Source organism: Bacteroides sp. ET71, from assembly GCF_023336905.1.
Lineage (GTDB): Bacteria > Bacteroidota > Bacteroidia > Bacteroidales > Bacteroidaceae > Bacteroides.
The window spans coordinates 1-16,906 of record NZ_JAMBLS010000045.1; the positions used below are offsets into that span (position 1 = coordinate 1).

The following is a 16,906-nucleotide window of genomic DNA, read 5'->3' on the forward strand; positions in this document are numbered from 1 at the left end:
GCAATTCGTGGCCAATTCCTTATTTGCCATGACCAATCCGGGTGAGACTTGTCCGGTGGACAAGGTGGATATGGCTATCGATAACATCCTGTCGCAACTGAGCTTCACGTATGCTTCCTTGCTCTACCAGCTTCCACCCAAGCAAAAAGAGGTGCTGATGGCCATCTGTAAGGAAGGGAAAGCGCGTGAAATCACTTCCTCCCGTTTCCTCAAGACTTACAAACTGACAGCCAGTTCCGTGCAAGGAGCCGTCAAAGGGTTGTTGGATAAGGATTTTATTACCCATGAATTAGGCACTTACTGTGTTTACGACAAATTCTTTGAAATCTGGCTGAGAAGTTTATAGTATTGCCCGGCGTCATTTATTATTTGGTATTACTTTATTCTACTTATAGAGATTGTCCATAATACCTCCATAAAGCAAAAGGATGCACCCATATTTCTGGTGCATCCTTTTATTCTATTCAGAGGTCGGTTTATCCCGACTTTCTTTACTTCATTTCTCAACGTATCATGCTGAACGTCGTGTTCGCTCCGCCCATCAGGCTGCTGTCGAAAGACACACGGTTCGTGCCGTTCGACTTGTTCGTGCGGGGCTTCGGTTGGATGTTCAGTTCAGTCTTATACGTGCGGCGCGGAACAAAGCCTTGCTCAACCTTCTGGAAAGAGAGGGCCGATGTCCGGTTGAAGGAAGCCTGTTGCGCGCTTTCGCTATACGGAGCCCATACCAAGTTATTCCAATAACCGGTCAGGTACAACGGTTGCTGCCCGTCCGTAGCCATATAGACCATAGCGTCGTACTTGCCTTCGTTGCTTTCATCGTTCAGGAATTTCAAGTTGCCGGCTTTGTCCAGACCGCCAATAAGTCCTTCATCGGAGAACTCTCCAGTTTCTGAATTGTAAGCAACTACAAATACGCTATATCCAGCGAAGCCGGCCACTTGCTGGTAGTCGAAACGAACCCAGCCTGTTTCTTTGTCATACGACAGCAGCATAGTGTCGTCATAGTCGCCCATCATGCCTGCCGTCAGACCTTGTACGGCCAAAGTCGTGGCATCCTTTTGCGTGATGCTGGCCAATACCTGTCCGCCTTCGCTGCCGTCCGTCAAACTTACTACCCAGTTGCCCACGTAGTCGGCAATGTCCGTCCCCTTTTGCAGTTGGTCGAACTCGCTCTGACCCCACAAGAAGGTTTCTGTCACTTCCTGAAGGTCGGCAATGTTCTTGCCATCTTCGTCAGCCAGGTAGAACGTAAGTCCCAGAGTCAATGTGCCAGTCTTCGAGTCATACGAAGAACGGTTGGGCGTACCTTCCAGATAAACTTTATTGCCAAACGTAGTCAGACCAGTGTCTTGTCCTCTGGGGATAGTTACCTCACCCGTTTCCATGTCTACGTGGAAATAAAAGTGAGCTTTCTCGACATTGGAATACAAGTTGGGCATACGATAGAAGGTCTCGTCTTCTTCCGACTGCTCCACGGCCTGCATCCAGCTTTCGCCCATCAACTCTGAAGTGAAGAAACCAGTAGCTTCGGGCACAGCCTTCCAAGTATAATCGCGGTCATAGTCAGGCGACAGCAAAGCCGGATCAAGAGCCAAGGTGAAATTCCCAGCTTCCAAAATAAAGAATCCGTAGCCACCCAAGTTATGATAAACAGCACCCAGGTCGAACAACTTCTTCTTCGAATCGTAGGAACCCAGCGGATAAGTAGTGTCATCCGGTCCAATCGGTCCACTACTGGTCGACAAGTTTCCAGCTATGGAACCGAACGTATTCCAGCTTGTATCAAAGCTTACGCCTTCACCGTCTGTCATCTTAAAGCCCAATGCTGTCGGGGCGATATAGTATTTGCCTTCGTAGGTTTCGCCGTCAACAATGATATACGGATATTCGAAATCGCCGGGGAAAAGGTTCGGTTCCCCCCACATTAAGTCCATATATTCATTGTTATAAGGACTCTTGAAGCGATACAATTCATAGCCCTCGGCCTTTTCTACGGTGATGCCGGTAATCTCATAAGCTGAAGCCCCGTACATGGAGAACAGATTGTCTTTGTAGATGGCGTTTTCACTTACGACTTCCCACGTGTACACGATCTCTTCCGGCCAAGACACCGTCAGCGTTAGCGTCGAGTTAGAATAAGGCGTTCCTTCGGCAAAAGTCAACGTGATGTTGTAAGAGGGGCCCTGAGTCAGGTTCGCGTAATCAATTGTCAGGCTGGACGTGTTCTTGCCGTCGGCAAAGCTGACCGTAGCAGGCACGGAGAACACGCTTTCCCCACCCTCGCTGAAGGTGGCAGTCAGTGCGGCATCCAGCGCGCCCACGCTGTCGGTACGCATCACGGCCAGCGTGATGCTGCCGCTCAGTGCAGTCTCTCCTTCTTCTCCTTCCAGTTCATAGGAAGTACGCACGGAAGTCGGGAAATAGACCCCGGCTCCTTCCACGCCTCCTGCCGGCGTGTAATCCACGGTGTCGGTGCACGAAGTCCACGTCAATCCGACGAAGGCCATCAGTGCAAGCAGTAAAGCATTTATTTTTCTCATATTCATAGTTTTTCTTTAATGTTTCTGTTAACTTCTATTGTTTGGCATCCGGTTTATCCGCCTTAATCTTCCGACGGATCTATCCACAACTCTTCCGTGCCGCTCGGATCGGGATTCTCAAAACCGATGAGGGCAGCGTTGTTGTTCTTCTCGGTCTGTACGATACAGATGTTCATCCATGCCGGACGGCCGTTGGTGTTAAAGCGAGCGGCATCCGTGAAGTTAGTGCCCTCGTAGCCACGGGTTACCGACATGTCGAGGCGCTTCACGTCGAAGAAAGTCAAGCCTTCGCCCCACAACTCGATGCGTTTCTGGAAAACGATTTCGTCTATCAACTCGTCGCCCGAAGCGTTGATCACGTATTCCGGATCGCGGTATTGCTGCATGAAGTCAGTCAGCATAGTCTGCGCTTGGGCATTGCCTTGCTGGGCGGCGGCTTCCATCTCGATGAAGTACATCTCTTCCACGCGCATCAGCGGATATGCCGTGGCAGCGCCTACGGTATAATCGTCAGGATTGCCTTCAGCCGGGCGGAATTTGACGGAAGCATATTCCGGCAAGCGGTCGCCGAAGTCGCCGAAGGATGCCGAAGTCAGGAACTCCGTCTCGCCGTCCAACATGCCGCCGTCGGGAGCCTTCCACATCTTCTTGCGGAAGTCCGTGTCGCTCAGGCGGTCATACAGGCTCTTGCCAATCTGGATGTAAGGAGCTTGTCCGGAGTAGCCGAAAGAAGTCTCGTTGCTCATCCACGAGCACCAGTTCAACAAGCCGGTCTGCACGGCGTTGTCTTCCGACACCATCTGCGAGCCCCAAATCCAGCAACTGATGTTGTTGAATCCGCTTGACGTGTTCAGGCACTGGTCTTCCGTCATCGGAGCCATCTTCGACTCGTCAATAGCCTGGCGGGCATACGTCTGCGCGTTGCCGTACTCTTCCAGCCACATGTAGTAGCGGGCTTTCAGGCCATAAACGGCAGCCAGGTGGGGCAGCGTATTGGCGGTTTCTTCCAGCTTGCCGATGTTCTCTTCCGCAAATTGCAAGTCAGCCAAGATAAATGCTGCCATCTCTTCGCGGGTGGCACGCGGGTTGTTGCGGGCATCCTGCTCGGTCGTGTTCTCATCCACGATGGGCACTGTCAGGTGCTCCACGTTGGGCGCGCTTGTCTTCTTGTTGGGCAAGAACTCGAACATGCGGGCCATATCCAGATAGAACATGGCGCGGAAGGCATGGGCGGCAGCCAAGTAACCCATCTGCGCCTCGGAAGCCGTTTCCTCGTCCAACGCGCCGATCAGCTTGTTGGTGGTCAGCACGGCCTGCCAGTAGTAGTTCCAGATGAATTGCGGATAAATATTGCTCTCTGCTTGGTACAAGTTCTGTTCCCAGCTTTGGTACCAGTCGTAGCCTGAACTGGCCACGGCCATGTCTTCCGTCATCACGTCGCGGATGTGCATGATAGAGCCGTAGCCCCAGTCCCAATGGTAAGAATCGTCAATCGTTGAAATTTGGTTGAGCACGCCCGGCATAGCCCACAGCAAGGCTGCAGTAGCTTTGTCCGAACCCGCCAATTGGTCTTCCGTAGCCACTTCGGTGGGAAACGTCTCCTCTATGCAACCGGCGGTAGTCACCAGCAACGAAGAGAGGCAAGCCCCCGCTAAGAATTTATATATATTTGTCTTCATATCGTTTTATGCTTGATTTGAGTTTAGAATGTTAAAGTAATACCTCCCGAGATGGTGCGCATCGGCGAGTAGTAGGAGTTGGTCGTAGAACCCGTGATGCTCTGGCGCGGGTCAAGACCTTGACGCTTCGACCAGTACCAGATGTTGTCGGCAGTCACGTATACGCGGACCTTTTCGATTTGCAGTTTCTTCGTGATGGACGACGGCAAGGTGTAGCCCAGGTTGATGTTCTGCAAGCTCAGGTAGGAAGCGCTCGTCAAGAAACGGTCGGAAGAACCGGCAGTATATTGGTCGCCAAACTGGAAGCGGGGAATGTTGCTGCCCGTATTCTCGGGGCTCCATGCATTCAGCAGGTCGGCATGGAAGTTGCTACCCTTGCTGCTGGCCGTAGGCGAGGACATCATGGCTGCGTAGTCGCCGTCATACACTTGTCCGCCAAGCTGGTAAGTGAAGTCGATGGAGAAATCGAGGCCCTTGTAGCTCAAGCTGGTACCGAAGCCGCCGTAAACGTCGGGCAGGGCCGTGCCGCACAGGTAGTAGTCGGCATCGGCATAGTTGGTAGTCGTCGTCACGCCCGTCACGTTGCCATCCTTGTCCGTCACGTTCATGTACCACATCGATTCGCCGTTTTCATTCACGCCGGCATACTTCTGCAGGCGGTAAGTGTAAAGGGGCTCGCCTTCGCCGTAGTAGTAGCTGCCGCTGCTGTAGCCCGGCACGCCGTCTACCACCATCGTCTTGCGCTCTTCGGGCAAGTAGGTGATCTTGTTCTTATACTGCGTCAGGTTCAAGCGGATGTTCCATTCCAGGTCGTTGGTCTTGATAGGCGTGCCGTTGAAGTCCAATTCCACGCCTTGGTTGCGCATGTCGCCCACGTTGGCATAGTAGGAAGTATAACCGAACGAAGGAGCCAGCGGGAAGCTGAACAACATGTCGCTGGTCTTGCGGTAGAAATATTCCACCGTACCCGTGAAGCGTCCGTCGAAGAACTCGAAGTCTACGCCGGCATTGAAGTTGCCATTGGTTTCCCAAGTGATGTCCTTGTTACCCATCGTGTTCGGAAGAGCCGCAGGGCTGCCGCCTGAGTTGACAATGGTGTAAGTGTTGACGTAACGGTAGTTACCGATGTTATCGTTACCTTGCGAACCGTAAGAAGCCTTGATTTTCAGCAAATCTACCCAATCGGCATTGAAGAAGCTTTCTTTGGAAATGATCCATGCGGCGCCTGCCGACCAGAAGTTACCCCAACGGTTGTCCGGATGGAAGCGCGAAGAAGCATCGCGGCGATAAGAACCGGAGAGGAAATATTTCTCGTCGAAGTCATACTGCACGCGGCCGAAGTAACCTTCCGTATTATAGTCAGAAATATAAGAACTACTGTTTACATTCGTAATGGCACCGGCCAGTTCGATGTTAGTAGGATCGAACGAATTGGATTTGCTGGCATACAGCTCGTAGTATTTATAATAGAAAGACTCATGACCCAGCATGACGTCCACGTTGTGCTGCCCGAAGCTGCGCTTCCAGTTCAGGATCTGCTGGTGGTTGTAAGCCAATTGGCGCGTGTGGTACTTGCTGGCAATACCATTGGACGAAGCATACTGCCCGTAATAAGGATTGGTGTACAGATTGGTACGCATTTCGTCGACGGCCACGTTGCTGGTCCACGTGAACTTGAAGTCCTTCAGGAAGCGAATCTCCGCGAAGCCGGTCGCCGTCATGGCGTTGCCTTCGTTGTTGTTTGTATCCAGCAGGTTGGCGGCATAAGGATTGGCACCACTCAGCAGGGGGCGTGACAGTCCGGCGTTATCCTTGTTACCGAAGTCATACATCGTGAATCCGTTGCTGTCCTTCATGATGTTGCCCTGTCCGTCGCGTATATACAAAGGATAGATGGGGGCAATCTGCGTGGCATACGCAAAGATGTTGCCCGACGAGTTGGAAGCGCCGTCCTCGCTCAACTGATTAACATCGTAGTGCGTGTAGGACATATTGGCGCCCACCTTCAGCCATTCTTTCACCTGATAGTCGGCTTTCAAACGCCCTGTCAGACGCTCGTAATCAGATTTGTCAACGATACCTTCGTTGTTCAGGTAGCTCACCGAAGCATAGAACGAAGACTTGTCCGTTCCAGCAGAAATGCTTACGTTGTACTCTTGGCGCAAGCCTGTGCGATATGCCTCGTCCAGCCAGTCATCCGGGCGGACCAAGTAGGCCTGTCCGTTGTAATTGACAATGTTGCCCAGCGTAGCGTTGGGGTTCAGTTTGCCGTTTACACCAATCAGGTATTGGCCTTGGGGCACCGTATATACACTGTATCCCAAGCCATAGTCACCCGTGCCGAGCATGTTGGTGTTGGCGCTGGCATGAGCGGCAGCTTCGCTCTGTCCTTGGCCCAAGTAGTAGTTCTTCAGCGCGCCATAATACATTTCATAATATTGCGCCGGGTCTGTGATGTAATTGTAATCCCGTGCAGCGCGCGAATTGGAACCCCACTTCGCATCCACAGTCACCGTAGCCTTGCCCGAAGTACCCTTCTTGGTCGTAATGATAATCACGCCGTTAGCGCCGCGAGCGCCATACAAGGCATTGGAAGCCGCATCCTTCAACACCGTCATCGACTCAATGTCCTGCGTGCTGATGTTGTTCAGGTCGCCCTCGTAAGGAGAACCGTCCAGGATAATCAGCGGGTCGTTGCCGGCATTGATAGAGCTGATACCACGAATGCGGATGGTCGGGCTCGTGGCGCCCGGCTGTCCGGAAGCGTTGTTCAACTGCACGCCGGCCACTTTACCCTCCAACGCATTGGCCGCATTGGAAGTCTGGATTTTATTAATCTCGTCGGAGTGCATCACCGTGGCCGAACCCGTAAACGCCGACTTCTTGGCCGTACCGTAAGCCACTACCATCACCTCGTCCAGCAGTTCGGCGTTGGTCTTCATCCGGACTGTTACATTCGGCTGAATATCAACTTCCTGCGGATGCATACCCACGTAGGAAACTACCAGAGTCTCCGCCGAACTAAGGCAACTATAAGTTGCTGGTAATAAGTGGTTTATAGCTAATATTTAGACTGCCGTCCGCTTATATCCTCATCTGATTGCCAATGCTTTACGCGGAAAGCGCTTCGGTGCCGTTCTACCGTTTGGATTACTCGATTCCTTTGCAATCTATTTACAATCAGACTGTTGGCATGTTCTGCACCGGCCAATTCGTTTCCCCGGAGCAATCCTCTCTAAACCAGTCGAAAGTCCTACCTCCTCCCTACCTGGTCCTTGTCTTATAACAGGGACGAGGTAGGGAGCAGGTAGGGAGGAGTAACGAGTTTGATAGGAGACTGAGCGGTTACTGCCTCTATCGGCTATGGCTTTTCAGGTCGTGTACGATGGTACGGTCTGACACATTGGCATAAATTTGCGTGGTCCTCACATTTTTGTGCCCCAACAGTTTTTGTACAGTTGTGATGTTTACACCTTTATATATTAATAAGGTGGCATTGGTATGGCGGGCGGCGTGAAACGAGAAGGGCTTTTCCAGTCCGGCCAACCGTCCTAAGACGCGCAGGCGTTTGTTGACATTCGAGTTGTCGGACAGCCGGAAGAAGTCTGCCGGACAAGTCGCGTATTTGTCTAAAATGGCCAGGCATTTGCCTTCGAAGAGCAAGGAAAGGGGGAGACGCACTTCTGCCTGGGTCTTGACCGAACGATAGACCAGCCAGCGTTCGCGGCCGATGTTTACGATGTTTCGGTCCGACAGGCTGGTGAAATCGGAATAGCGCAATCCGGCATAACAGCAGAACAGGAAGGCATCCAGCGTATGCTGCAACCGGGGGCTGCGCGGATCGGGTGTCAGGCGCTCCAGGCGTTTCAGTTCTTCGGGATTCAGGTGTGTGTGGCGGTAGGTGCCGGTCTTTATCTTATAGTGGCGGAAGGGGTGCTGGTGTTGGCTGAGATAGCCTTTATGGATGGCAGCATTGATTTGCTGTTTCAAGTGCTTCATATGCTTGGCGATGGTATTGGCATGATACTCCCGCTTGCGCATGAATACCTCAAAATCGCAGAGAAATTCCAAAGTCAGTTCCGGAAACTGCACATGGCGGCGGAACTCATGCAAGAGTTTGAAAGTGGACATCTGGTTGCGGCGCGTGCTTTCCTTGACAGCGGCATGGTTTACTTCCTGTTCAAAGAAAGATAAGAAAGAATGTCCGGACGGATACATTTGTAATTCCGTCTTCAAAGCCTCCAGGGTAACCGCATGCCCTTGCCGCCACAGTTGCAGTTCTTTTTTCTCCATGTCGGCCCTGAAAGCATAAAGCTGTCGGTTCAGTGCTTCAGCATTCGGATGTTTCCTCACCCGCTCCTTGCGTGCATCCCACTGTTCCGGTTTCAGGTAGATGTGGGTAGAAAAATACTTTTTACGCCGGTTCAGGTATGCTTCGACCTGTACTAATGCTTCGCCCTTGCGATTCAAGATTTTTTTCCTGTTGTACACCAATTTGTAAACAATTTTGTTCATTTTTCTTATATTTAAAAGTTGCATCGACAAACAGGGGGGAAAGGCGAAAAGCAAAAAGTAATTTCTAACCCGCGTTTCGCTGCACAAGAGACAGGGCAAATGCCGTCATTTACCCTACTTCTGGAACAAAAAAAGCCCATTTCCGCTAACAAATTGCCCAAACGGAAGGCTTCAGGACTTCATTTTTTAACTATTTTATAAAAAAAACAAGGAAGTATTAAAAGAAAGGTCCTGAAACAGTTACTCAATTTGACAGAAGAGAAGTGGTCTATTCCGACTTTTATATCTTAAAACTATGTTATTCGACATAAAACGTGACTTTTGATTAACAAATTGATAGAATCGCAAGGTTTTTTCAAATAATCAATTGCGCGATTCATATTTATTAATATATTTGCAAACTGTTAGAGTAAAGAATCAATTAATGTAAAGTTTAACTTTAAGAGAGAATTTATGAAAAGAAAATTAATGCTGTTATTGGCCTGTCTTTTTGTAGGGATAGGCTTGGTAACTGCCCAGACGCAAAGGGTCACAGGTGTTGTGATTTCCGATGAAGACGGGCAGCCGGTTATTGGAGCGTCAGTATTGGTAAAAGGAACCCAACAGGGGACGATTACTGACGTGGATGGTAAGTTCACTTTGACGAACGTACCAAGTTCGGCGGAGACTCTGGTAGTTTCCTACGTGGGTATGCAGACTCAAGAAGTGAAAATCCAGCCTACCATGAAAATCAGCATGCTGACCGATGCAGAGGTATTGGACGAGGTCGTGGTAACAGGTATGCAGGTGATGGATAAGCGTCTGTTTACCGGTGCGGCCACCAAGATTTCAGCCGATGAAGCCAAGCTGGACGGTATCCCCGAGATCAGCCGTGCCTTGGAAGGACGCGTAGCCGGTGTGTCCGTGCAGAACGTGTCGGGTACTTTCGGTACAGCGCCCAAGATCCGTGTGCGCGGTGCTACTTCTATTTATGGCAGCTCGAAGCCGCTGTGGGTGGTGGACGGCGTCATCATGGAAGATGTGACCGAAGTGGATGCCGATGCCTTGTCTTCGGGTGATGCCGAGACGCTGATTTCTTCGGCCATCTCCGGTTTGAACGCCGATGACATCGAGAGTTTCCAAATCCTGAAGGACGGTTCGGCTACATCTATTTACGGTGCGCGCGCCATGGCCGGTGTGATTGTGGTGACGACCAAGAAAGGACGCGCCGGGCACAACAAGATCAGCTATACCGGTGAATTTACCATGCGCATGAAACCCCGTTACCGTGACTTCAACATCATGAATTCGCAGGACCAGATGGGCGTTTACCGCGAAATGCAACGTGCCGGCTACCTGAACCTGGCCGAAACCTACCGTGCCTCGGACAGCGGTGTATATGGAAAAATGTACCACCTCATCAATACCTACGACCCGACGACGGGCACGTATGGCCTGGCCAACACGGAAGAAGCACGCAATGCTTATTTGCGCGAAGCAGAATATCGGAACACAGACTGGTTTGATGTGTTGTTCAACAACTCCATCTCGCAGAACCATGCCATCAGCATGTCTTCCGGCACGGAAAAGGCTTCCTACTACACCTCATTGAGCATCATGAATGACCCGGGTTGGTACAAGCAGAGCAACGTAAACCGTTATACGGCTAATATCAATGCCTTGTACAACATCTCGAAAAAGGTTTCGTTGAACCTGATTGCCAACAGTTCTTACCGCAAACAGAAAGCGCCCGGCACGCTGAGCCAGAGCGTGGACGTGGTGTCCGGCGAAGTGAGACGCGATTTCGACATCAACCCTTACTCGTATGCCTTGAACACGTCCCGTGCGTTGGATGCCAATGAGTTCTATGTGCGCAACTACGCCCCCTTCAACATCCTGCACGAATTGAACAACAACTACATGAAGCTGGATGTGCTGGATTTGCGTTTCCAGGGTGAACTGAAGTACAAGCCCATCACGAAGGTGGAACTTGCCGTACTGGGTGCCTACAAGTATTCGACCACGACGCAGGCCCACCAGATTATGGACAACTCTAACCAGGCATGGGCTTTCCGCGCGATGGACGATGCGACCATGCGCGATGCCAACCCGTGGCTGTACACCGATCCGGACAATCCCAACTCGCTGCCGGTATCCGTATTGCCCGTCGGTGGTTTCTACCGCGAGACGAAATACTCGATGAACAGCTACGATTTCCGTGCGACGGCTTCTTACAACGACGTGTATAATGACGACCACATTGTCAACCTGTTCGGCGGTATGCAGGTGACTTCCACCGACCGCAAACGCACGTGGTTCAACGGCGTGGGTATGCAGTATGACATGGGCATGCTTCCCAACTACGACTACTTGTATTTCAAACAGGGTAATGAAGAAAACTCCGGTTACTACGAAGTGGAAGAGACCCGCATGCGTGAGGTTGCCTTCTTTGCCACCGGTACGTACTCTTGGAAAGGCCGCTATACGCTGAATGGCACCATCCGCTACGAAGGTTCGAACAAGTTGGGTAAGAGCCGCTCGGCCCGTTGGTTGCCTACATGGAACGTGTCGGGTGCCTGGAACGTGCACGAGGAAGATTTCTTCGAAAGCTTGCAGCCGGCCCTGTCAAACTTGACGCTGAAGGCTTCTTATTCGCTGACTGCTGACCGTGGTCCTGCCAGTGTAACCAATTCGCGCGTGGTGATACAGAGCTACAATCCTTGGCGTCCGTTCGCCAGCCTGAATGAATCGGGGTTACAGATTTACGATTTGGAAAACAGCGAATTGACTTACGAGAAAAAGCACGAATTGAACATCGGGGCTGAAATCGGTTTCTTGAATAACCGTATCAACCTTTCTTTCGACTGGTACAAACGTAACAACTACGACCTGATTGGCATCATCAACACGATGGGCGTAGGCGGCCAGATTACGAAGTATGCCAACGTGGCCGACATGAAGTCGCACGGTGTGGAATTTACCTTGTCTACGCGCAACATCGTGACCAAAGACTTCAAGTGGAACACGGACTTTATCTTCTCCAACGCGGAGACGAAGGTGACGACTTTGGATTCCAATGAGCGTGTCATCGACATGATTACCGGCACCGGTTTCACCATGGAAGGCTATCCCGTCCGTTCGCTCTTCTCCATGAACTTCCAGGGCTTGAACGAGGAAGGTCTTCCGACGTTCATCAACGAAAAAGGCGAAGTGACTGTGAGCGATATCAACTTCCAGGAACGTGAAAACAAGAGCCACCTGGTGTATGAAGGCCCGACAGACCCGACCATTACGGGTAGCTTCGGCAATACGTTTACTTACAAGAACTTCCGTCTGAATGTGTTCATGACTTATTCGTTCGGCAACTTCATCCGCCTGAATCCGGTGTTCAGCAACACATATTCCGACCTGGATGCCATGCCGAAGGAGTTCAAGAACCGTTGGACAGTGCCTGGTGACGAGAAATACACGAACATTCCTGTTATCGCAGACCAACGCCAGAATACGAAGGACAACTACCTGAGCTATGCCTACAATGCTTACAACTATTCGACGGCACGCGTGGCCAAGGGTGACTTCATCCGCATGAAGGAAATCTCCCTGACCTACGACTTCCCGAAGAGATGGCTGGAACCGCTGAAGGTCAGCGACCTCTCGCTGAAATTGCAGGCCACGAACCTCTTCCTGATTTATGCCGACGACAAACTGAACGGCCAGGATCCTGAGTTCTACAATTCGGGTGGTGTGGCATCTCCCGTGCCCAGACAGTTCACACTGACAGTAAGACTCGGCATCTGATAGGAACCTCCATATACAATCACTTTAATAGAGAAAAATGACTATGAAGAAAAAGTTTTTACTATATTCAACTATGTGTGCGGCATTGGCGATGACTTCCTGCCAGGATTTCTTGGACACCATGCCTGACAACCGCGCGGAGGTGGATTCCGCAGACAAGATAACAGCCTTACTGGTATCTGCTTATCCTCAGAGCACCCACATCGTGATGACGGAGATGTCTTCGGACAACGCGATGGACAACGGTTCGCGCTACGATGTAGAAGACCAGGCGCAGGAAGAGGCTTACTTGTGGGAAGACATCACTTCGGTGGGCAATGACAGTCCGCAAAACTATTGGGATGCTTGTTATGCTGCGGTTGCTGCTGCCAATCAGGCGCTGCAAGCCATTAACGATATGGGCAATCCGGCCAGTCTGAGCGCCCAGCGTGGCGAGGCTCTGATGTGCCGTGCCTATGGCCACTTCGCTCTGGCCGACATGTTCTGCCTGCCTTACAACCCGGAGACGGCTTCCACAGACCTGGGCTTGCCGTATTCTATGGCTCCCGAAACGCAAGTGGCTCCTCATTACGAGCGTGGTACGATGGAAGAACTGTACCAGAAGATTAATGACGACATCGAAGAGGCTTTGCCGCTCATCAGCGACGACTTGTACAGTGTGCCTAAATACCACTTCAACCGTAAGGCCGCTTACGCTTTCGCTGCCCGTTTCAACCTGTATTACAAGAAGTTTGAGAAGGTGATTGAATATGCCAATGTAGTGTTGGGCAATACGCCTACCAGCGTGTTGCGCGATTGGAACGCCATCAATAATTCACCTGCAAACGTAGACACACGTGCCAATATGTATATAGATGCCGATGAGGCGGCCAACCTGTTGCTCTTCCCGGTTATTTCTTCCTGGGGATATTGGGGAGGTAACTACTACTTAGGGGAAAGATATGGCCATGCCAATGCCATCTTCAACAATGAGACTGCCAGAGCTGCCGGATTGTGGGGAGCTTACAGCAATCTGATTATGTCACGTGCCGTGGTCGGAATGGATACGAAAAACTATATTCCTAAAATGGGTATCTTCTTTGAATTTACAGACAAAGTAAATGGCATTGGTTACCGGCGGACTGTAACTGTGGCGTTCAGCACAGATGAGACGTTGTTGTGCCGCGCCGAGGCTTACGCCCTCCAGAATGACTTGTCCAATGCCACAGCCGATATCAATGCGTGGCTTTATACCCACACGCTGAACCAGACGCAATGCACTCAAGAGGAAATCGTTGACTTCTATGAGAATATTGATTACATGCCTACCAGCGTGACGGACGACAGCCAGCGGACCATTAAAAAGCGCATTAACCCACAAGGCTTCACAGTGACAGAGGGTGCTCAGGAGAACATTATCCAGTGCATCCTGCACCTGCGCCGTCTGGAAACTTTGTATGAAGGTTTGCGTTGGCAGGACATCAAGCGTTACGGCATTGAGATTGCCCATAACCGTGAGGGCATGGCTGATGATATCCTGACAGTCGACGACCCGCGCCGTGCCATCCAGTTGCCTGCCGACGTGATTGATGCCGGTCTGGAGCCCAATCCGAGAAACTAACCCGAACTTTTAATCTTTTAGCAAAGAATTTATGAAACAACTGATAGGAATATTTATCGCACTGGCCACGCTGTCGCTGTGGTCGTGCAGTGAAGACGACCTGGATCCGAACAGCATCTTTGGAGGAACGGAAACCGGTAAAGTGCCGAACGAGTTCGATACTTGGTTGCTGGAGAATTACACTACACCCTACAACATCGAGTTCAAATACCGTTTCGAGGACATGGAAACGGACGATACGTATAATTTGGTTGCTGCCGATTACGACCGCTCCATCGCTTTGGCCAAGTTCACCAAATACCTGTGGCTGGAATCTTACGAGGAGCTGCTTGGACCGGATTTCATCCGTACCTATTGCCCGCGTTTGTTGTTCCTGGTGGGTTCTCCTGCTTATAATACCGATGGCTCCGTCGTGCTGGGTACGGCCGAGGGCGGTTTGAAAATCACTCTGTATAACGTGAACAGCATCAGCCTGACAAGCATTGACGTGGAGCAGTTGAACTATTGGTATTTCAAGACCATGCACCACGAGTTCGCCCACATCCTGCATCAGACCAAGAATTATCCCACCGAATTCAATGAAATAACCCCCAGTGGTTATCAGCCTACAGGCTGGGTAAATGTGAACGAGCAACAAGCCTTGGATATGGGTTTCGTTTCACCATACGCCAGTTCGGAAACTCAGGAGGATTTCGTAGAAATTATAGCTATCTATGTAACTAATACTCCTGAATATTGGGATAACATGTTGAGCCGTGCCAGTGAGGAAGGACGAGGTTATATCAACCAGAAGCTGGAGATTGTAAAAAACTATATGACAACAACCTGGGGCATAGACTTGGATGCATTGCGTGACATCGTGCAACGCCGTTCACAGGAAGTAGCCCAGTGGGATGTGAACGATTTGACAACACTTGACTAATTAAACGAAAGAACAATGAAGAAACTATACAAAATGCTGTACATGGCCGCAGCCGTATTGCTGGCTGCCGCCTGTACCCCCGAAGAAGACGACATTTTCAGCGACTCTTCTGCCAATCGTGCGGATGCAGCTATTGAGGCTGACATGCAAGTGCTGACCGGAGCTGCCAATGGATGGCTGATGGAGTATTATCCTGAGATGTCGCAGACGTATGGCGGTTACAATATCTTGCTGTCTTTCAGCGAGGACGGGCATGTGACCGTGGCAGGCGATGTGGCCAATCCCACAGATACGTCTACCAGTTTGTTCAGCGTGAAGCAAAGCGCCGGTATCGTGCTGAGCTTTGACACGTACAATGAGATTTTCCATTTCTTCTCCGATCCCGGTAATTCACAGGGTGGTGGAAACGCTTACGGATTGGAAGGCGACTATGATTTCCTGATTCTGGAGGCTACGCCCCAGCAAGTGAAACTGAAAGGCAAGAAGTCCGGCAGCTATGCTGTGCTGACTCCGATGGAGGGCGACTGGGCAACTTACATTCAGGAGATACAGGCGGCTGAGTCGGCTATGCTGGCCGCCCAATATAATATCACTGATGGAACAAATTCCGCCACAGCGTCTGTCAACTACCGCAACATGACTATTAACTATATGGAAGGCGAAGAGGCCCTGTCAATGCCTGCGCCTTTTATAGTAACGTTGACCGGAATAAAGTTCTATGAGCCTATTACCTTGTGGGGACAGACTATCAGCGGCTTCACTTATGATTTCGCTAATGATTCGTTCACTGCGAATGAACAAGCCAACATCACAATGAAGCGCGAGATTCCGCCTATTAATCAGACGTTCATCACAGGAAACTGGTTTATGACTTATGAATCAATGGGTAGCTTCGCGCAGGCAGCTTATGCCAGATTGCAACCTGCTCTGGCTGCTAACGGTATTCAGTGGGGATATATCTTCTTGGGCGACATGCTGTTGGGTGAATTTGGATTCAACATCGTTGACAATACGACAAGCGCGACAGTCTTTCCGTATGATTATCAGTTGGTAGGCGAGGACCAAGTCATATTGTATTGGAACGGAATGGGAGCTGGTAATGCAACTCTTTACTATTCACAATTGGGCATTAGTCCGGTTTTGGAAGTATTCGGTAACTATGCTCCTCGTACTTTCACTCTTACAACGGATGATCCGGAATCTCCCACAGAGATAACATTGACAGACAATGCCGAACCGTCGAATGTCATTACGATGTATGCTGCCCAAGTGCAGTTCTAATAAGAATGGAAACCGAAAGCTTGATTTGATTTTAATATAAAATCACTCGGGGGGATGTGCCTGTGAAGGTATGTCCCCTTTTTCATTAGCCTCGGAATAGACAGTCCATTAGCCTCGGGATGTACACCCTATTAGCCTCGGAATAGACACCCTATTAGCCTCGGGATGGACAACCGAGTAGTTGCGGCATCGGCAACCGATTCTTTCAGTTCGTCTCAGAGTTTATAAAAATATCGCTTTCCCTGTCATCCCATTTTTCCTGTCATCCCATTTTCCCTGTCATCCCATTTTCCCTGTCATCCCATTTTCCCTGTCATCCCGAGCACCGTCGAGGGATCTCACTACATGTCTGCGAGTCCTTAGTGAGATGTTTCGACTTCGCTTCGCTCCGCTCAACATGACAGGAGTGTTTTTCTTCTTTTCCCCTGTCATCCCGAGCATCGCCGAGGGATCTCACTATTCACCTGAGAAATATTAGTGAGATGTTTCGACTCCGCTTCGCTTCGCTCAACATGACAGAAATGTTTTTCTTCTTTTCCCCTGTCATCCCGAGCATCGCCGAGGGATCTCACTATTCACCTGAGAAATA

The 16,906-nt window shown here is 50.6% G+C and carries 7 protein-coding genes and 2 pseudogenes; 5 read left to right on the forward strand and 4 right to left on the reverse strand.

The features are described from left to right. Positions 1-346: pseudogene (locus tag M3090_RS14180) on the forward strand (ATPase); the annotation flags it as partial. Between the two features lie 157 nt (positions 347-503). On the opposite strand, the gene M3090_RS14185 reads toward M3090_RS14180, so the two are convergent. From M3090_RS14185 to M3090_RS14200, 4 genes and pseudogenes are all read right to left on the reverse strand, one after another. Then, positions 504-2,543: a hypothetical protein gene (locus M3090_RS14185; RefSeq protein WP_249057411.1), complete on the reverse strand. Its 2,040-nt coding sequence runs from the start codon at positions 2,541-2,543 to the stop codon at positions 504-506. Positions 2,544-2,605: 62 nt separating this feature from the next. Further along, positions 2,606-4,222 carry a RagB/SusD family nutrient uptake outer membrane protein gene (locus tag M3090_RS14190; RefSeq protein WP_249057413.1) on the reverse strand — a complete coding sequence of 539 codons (1,617 nt, stop codon included), beginning with the start codon at positions 4,220-4,222 and terminating at the stop codon, positions 2,606-2,608. A 23-nt stretch (positions 4,223-4,245) separates the two neighbouring features. Continuing rightward, positions 4,246-7,230 (reverse strand): annotated as a pseudogene (locus M3090_RS14195) (SusC/RagA family TonB-linked outer membrane protein); the annotation flags it as partial. Positions 7,231-7,576: 346 nt separating this feature from the next. Next, complete coding sequence (locus M3090_RS14200) at positions 7,577-8,737, reverse strand: site-specific integrase (protein WP_249057416.1); 1,161 nt, start codon at positions 8,735-8,737, stop codon at positions 7,577-7,579. Positions 8,738-9,190: 453 nt separating this feature from the next. Between M3090_RS14200 and M3090_RS14205 the strand changes: the two genes are divergently transcribed. Genes M3090_RS14205 through M3090_RS14220 form a run of 4 tightly spaced genes read left to right on the forward strand, consistent with a single transcriptional unit; the run spans position 9,191 to position 16,317 of the window. Beyond that, positions 9,191-12,514: a SusC/RagA family TonB-linked outer membrane protein gene (locus M3090_RS14205; RefSeq protein WP_249057417.1), complete on the forward strand. Its 3,324-nt coding sequence runs from the start codon at positions 9,191-9,193 to the stop codon at positions 12,512-12,514. 43 nt (positions 12,515-12,557) lie between these two features. After that, positions 12,558-14,114: a RagB/SusD family nutrient uptake outer membrane protein gene (locus tag M3090_RS14210; protein WP_249057418.1), complete on the forward strand. Its 1,557-nt coding sequence runs from the start codon at positions 12,558-12,560 to the stop codon at positions 14,112-14,114. A gap of 31 nt (positions 14,115-14,145) precedes the next feature. Then, positions 14,146-15,036 (forward strand): putative zinc-binding metallopeptidase, encoded by an 891-nt coding sequence (locus M3090_RS14215; RefSeq protein ID WP_249057420.1) that lies wholly within the window; start codon positions 14,146-14,148, stop codon positions 15,034-15,036. A gap of 15 nt (positions 15,037-15,051) precedes the next feature. Then, positions 15,052-16,317 carry a DUF4302 domain-containing protein gene (locus M3090_RS14220; protein WP_249057422.1) on the forward strand — a complete coding sequence of 422 codons (1,266 nt, stop codon included), beginning with the start codon at positions 15,052-15,054 and terminating at the stop codon, positions 16,315-16,317. Positions 16,318-16,906: the final 589 nt, after the last annotated feature.

Excerpts from the sequence above, each read along its gene's own strand:
- M3090_RS14185 (WP_249057411.1), bottom strand. The coding sequence starts at position 2,543 with ATGAGAAAAATAAATGCTTTACTGCTTGCACTGATGGCCTTCGTCGGA.
- M3090_RS14190 (WP_249057413.1), bottom strand. The coding sequence starts at position 4,222 with ATGAAGACAAATATATATAAATTCTTAGCGGGGGCTTGCCTCTCTTCG.
- M3090_RS14200 (WP_249057416.1), bottom strand. The coding sequence starts at position 8,737 with ATGAACAAAATTGTTTACAAATTGGTGTACAACAGGAAAAAAATCTTG.
- M3090_RS14205 (WP_249057417.1), top strand. The coding sequence starts at position 9,191 with ATGAAAAGAAAATTAATGCTGTTATTGGCCTGTCTTTTTGTAGGGATA.
- M3090_RS14210 (WP_249057418.1), top strand. The coding sequence starts at position 12,558 with ATGAAGAAAAAGTTTTTACTATATTCAACTATGTGTGCGGCATTGGCG.
- M3090_RS14215 (WP_249057420.1), top strand. The coding sequence starts at position 14,146 with ATGAAACAACTGATAGGAATATTTATCGCACTGGCCACGCTGTCGCTG.
- M3090_RS14220 (WP_249057422.1), top strand. The coding sequence starts at position 15,052 with ATGAAGAAACTATACAAAATGCTGTACATGGCCGCAGCCGTATTGCTG.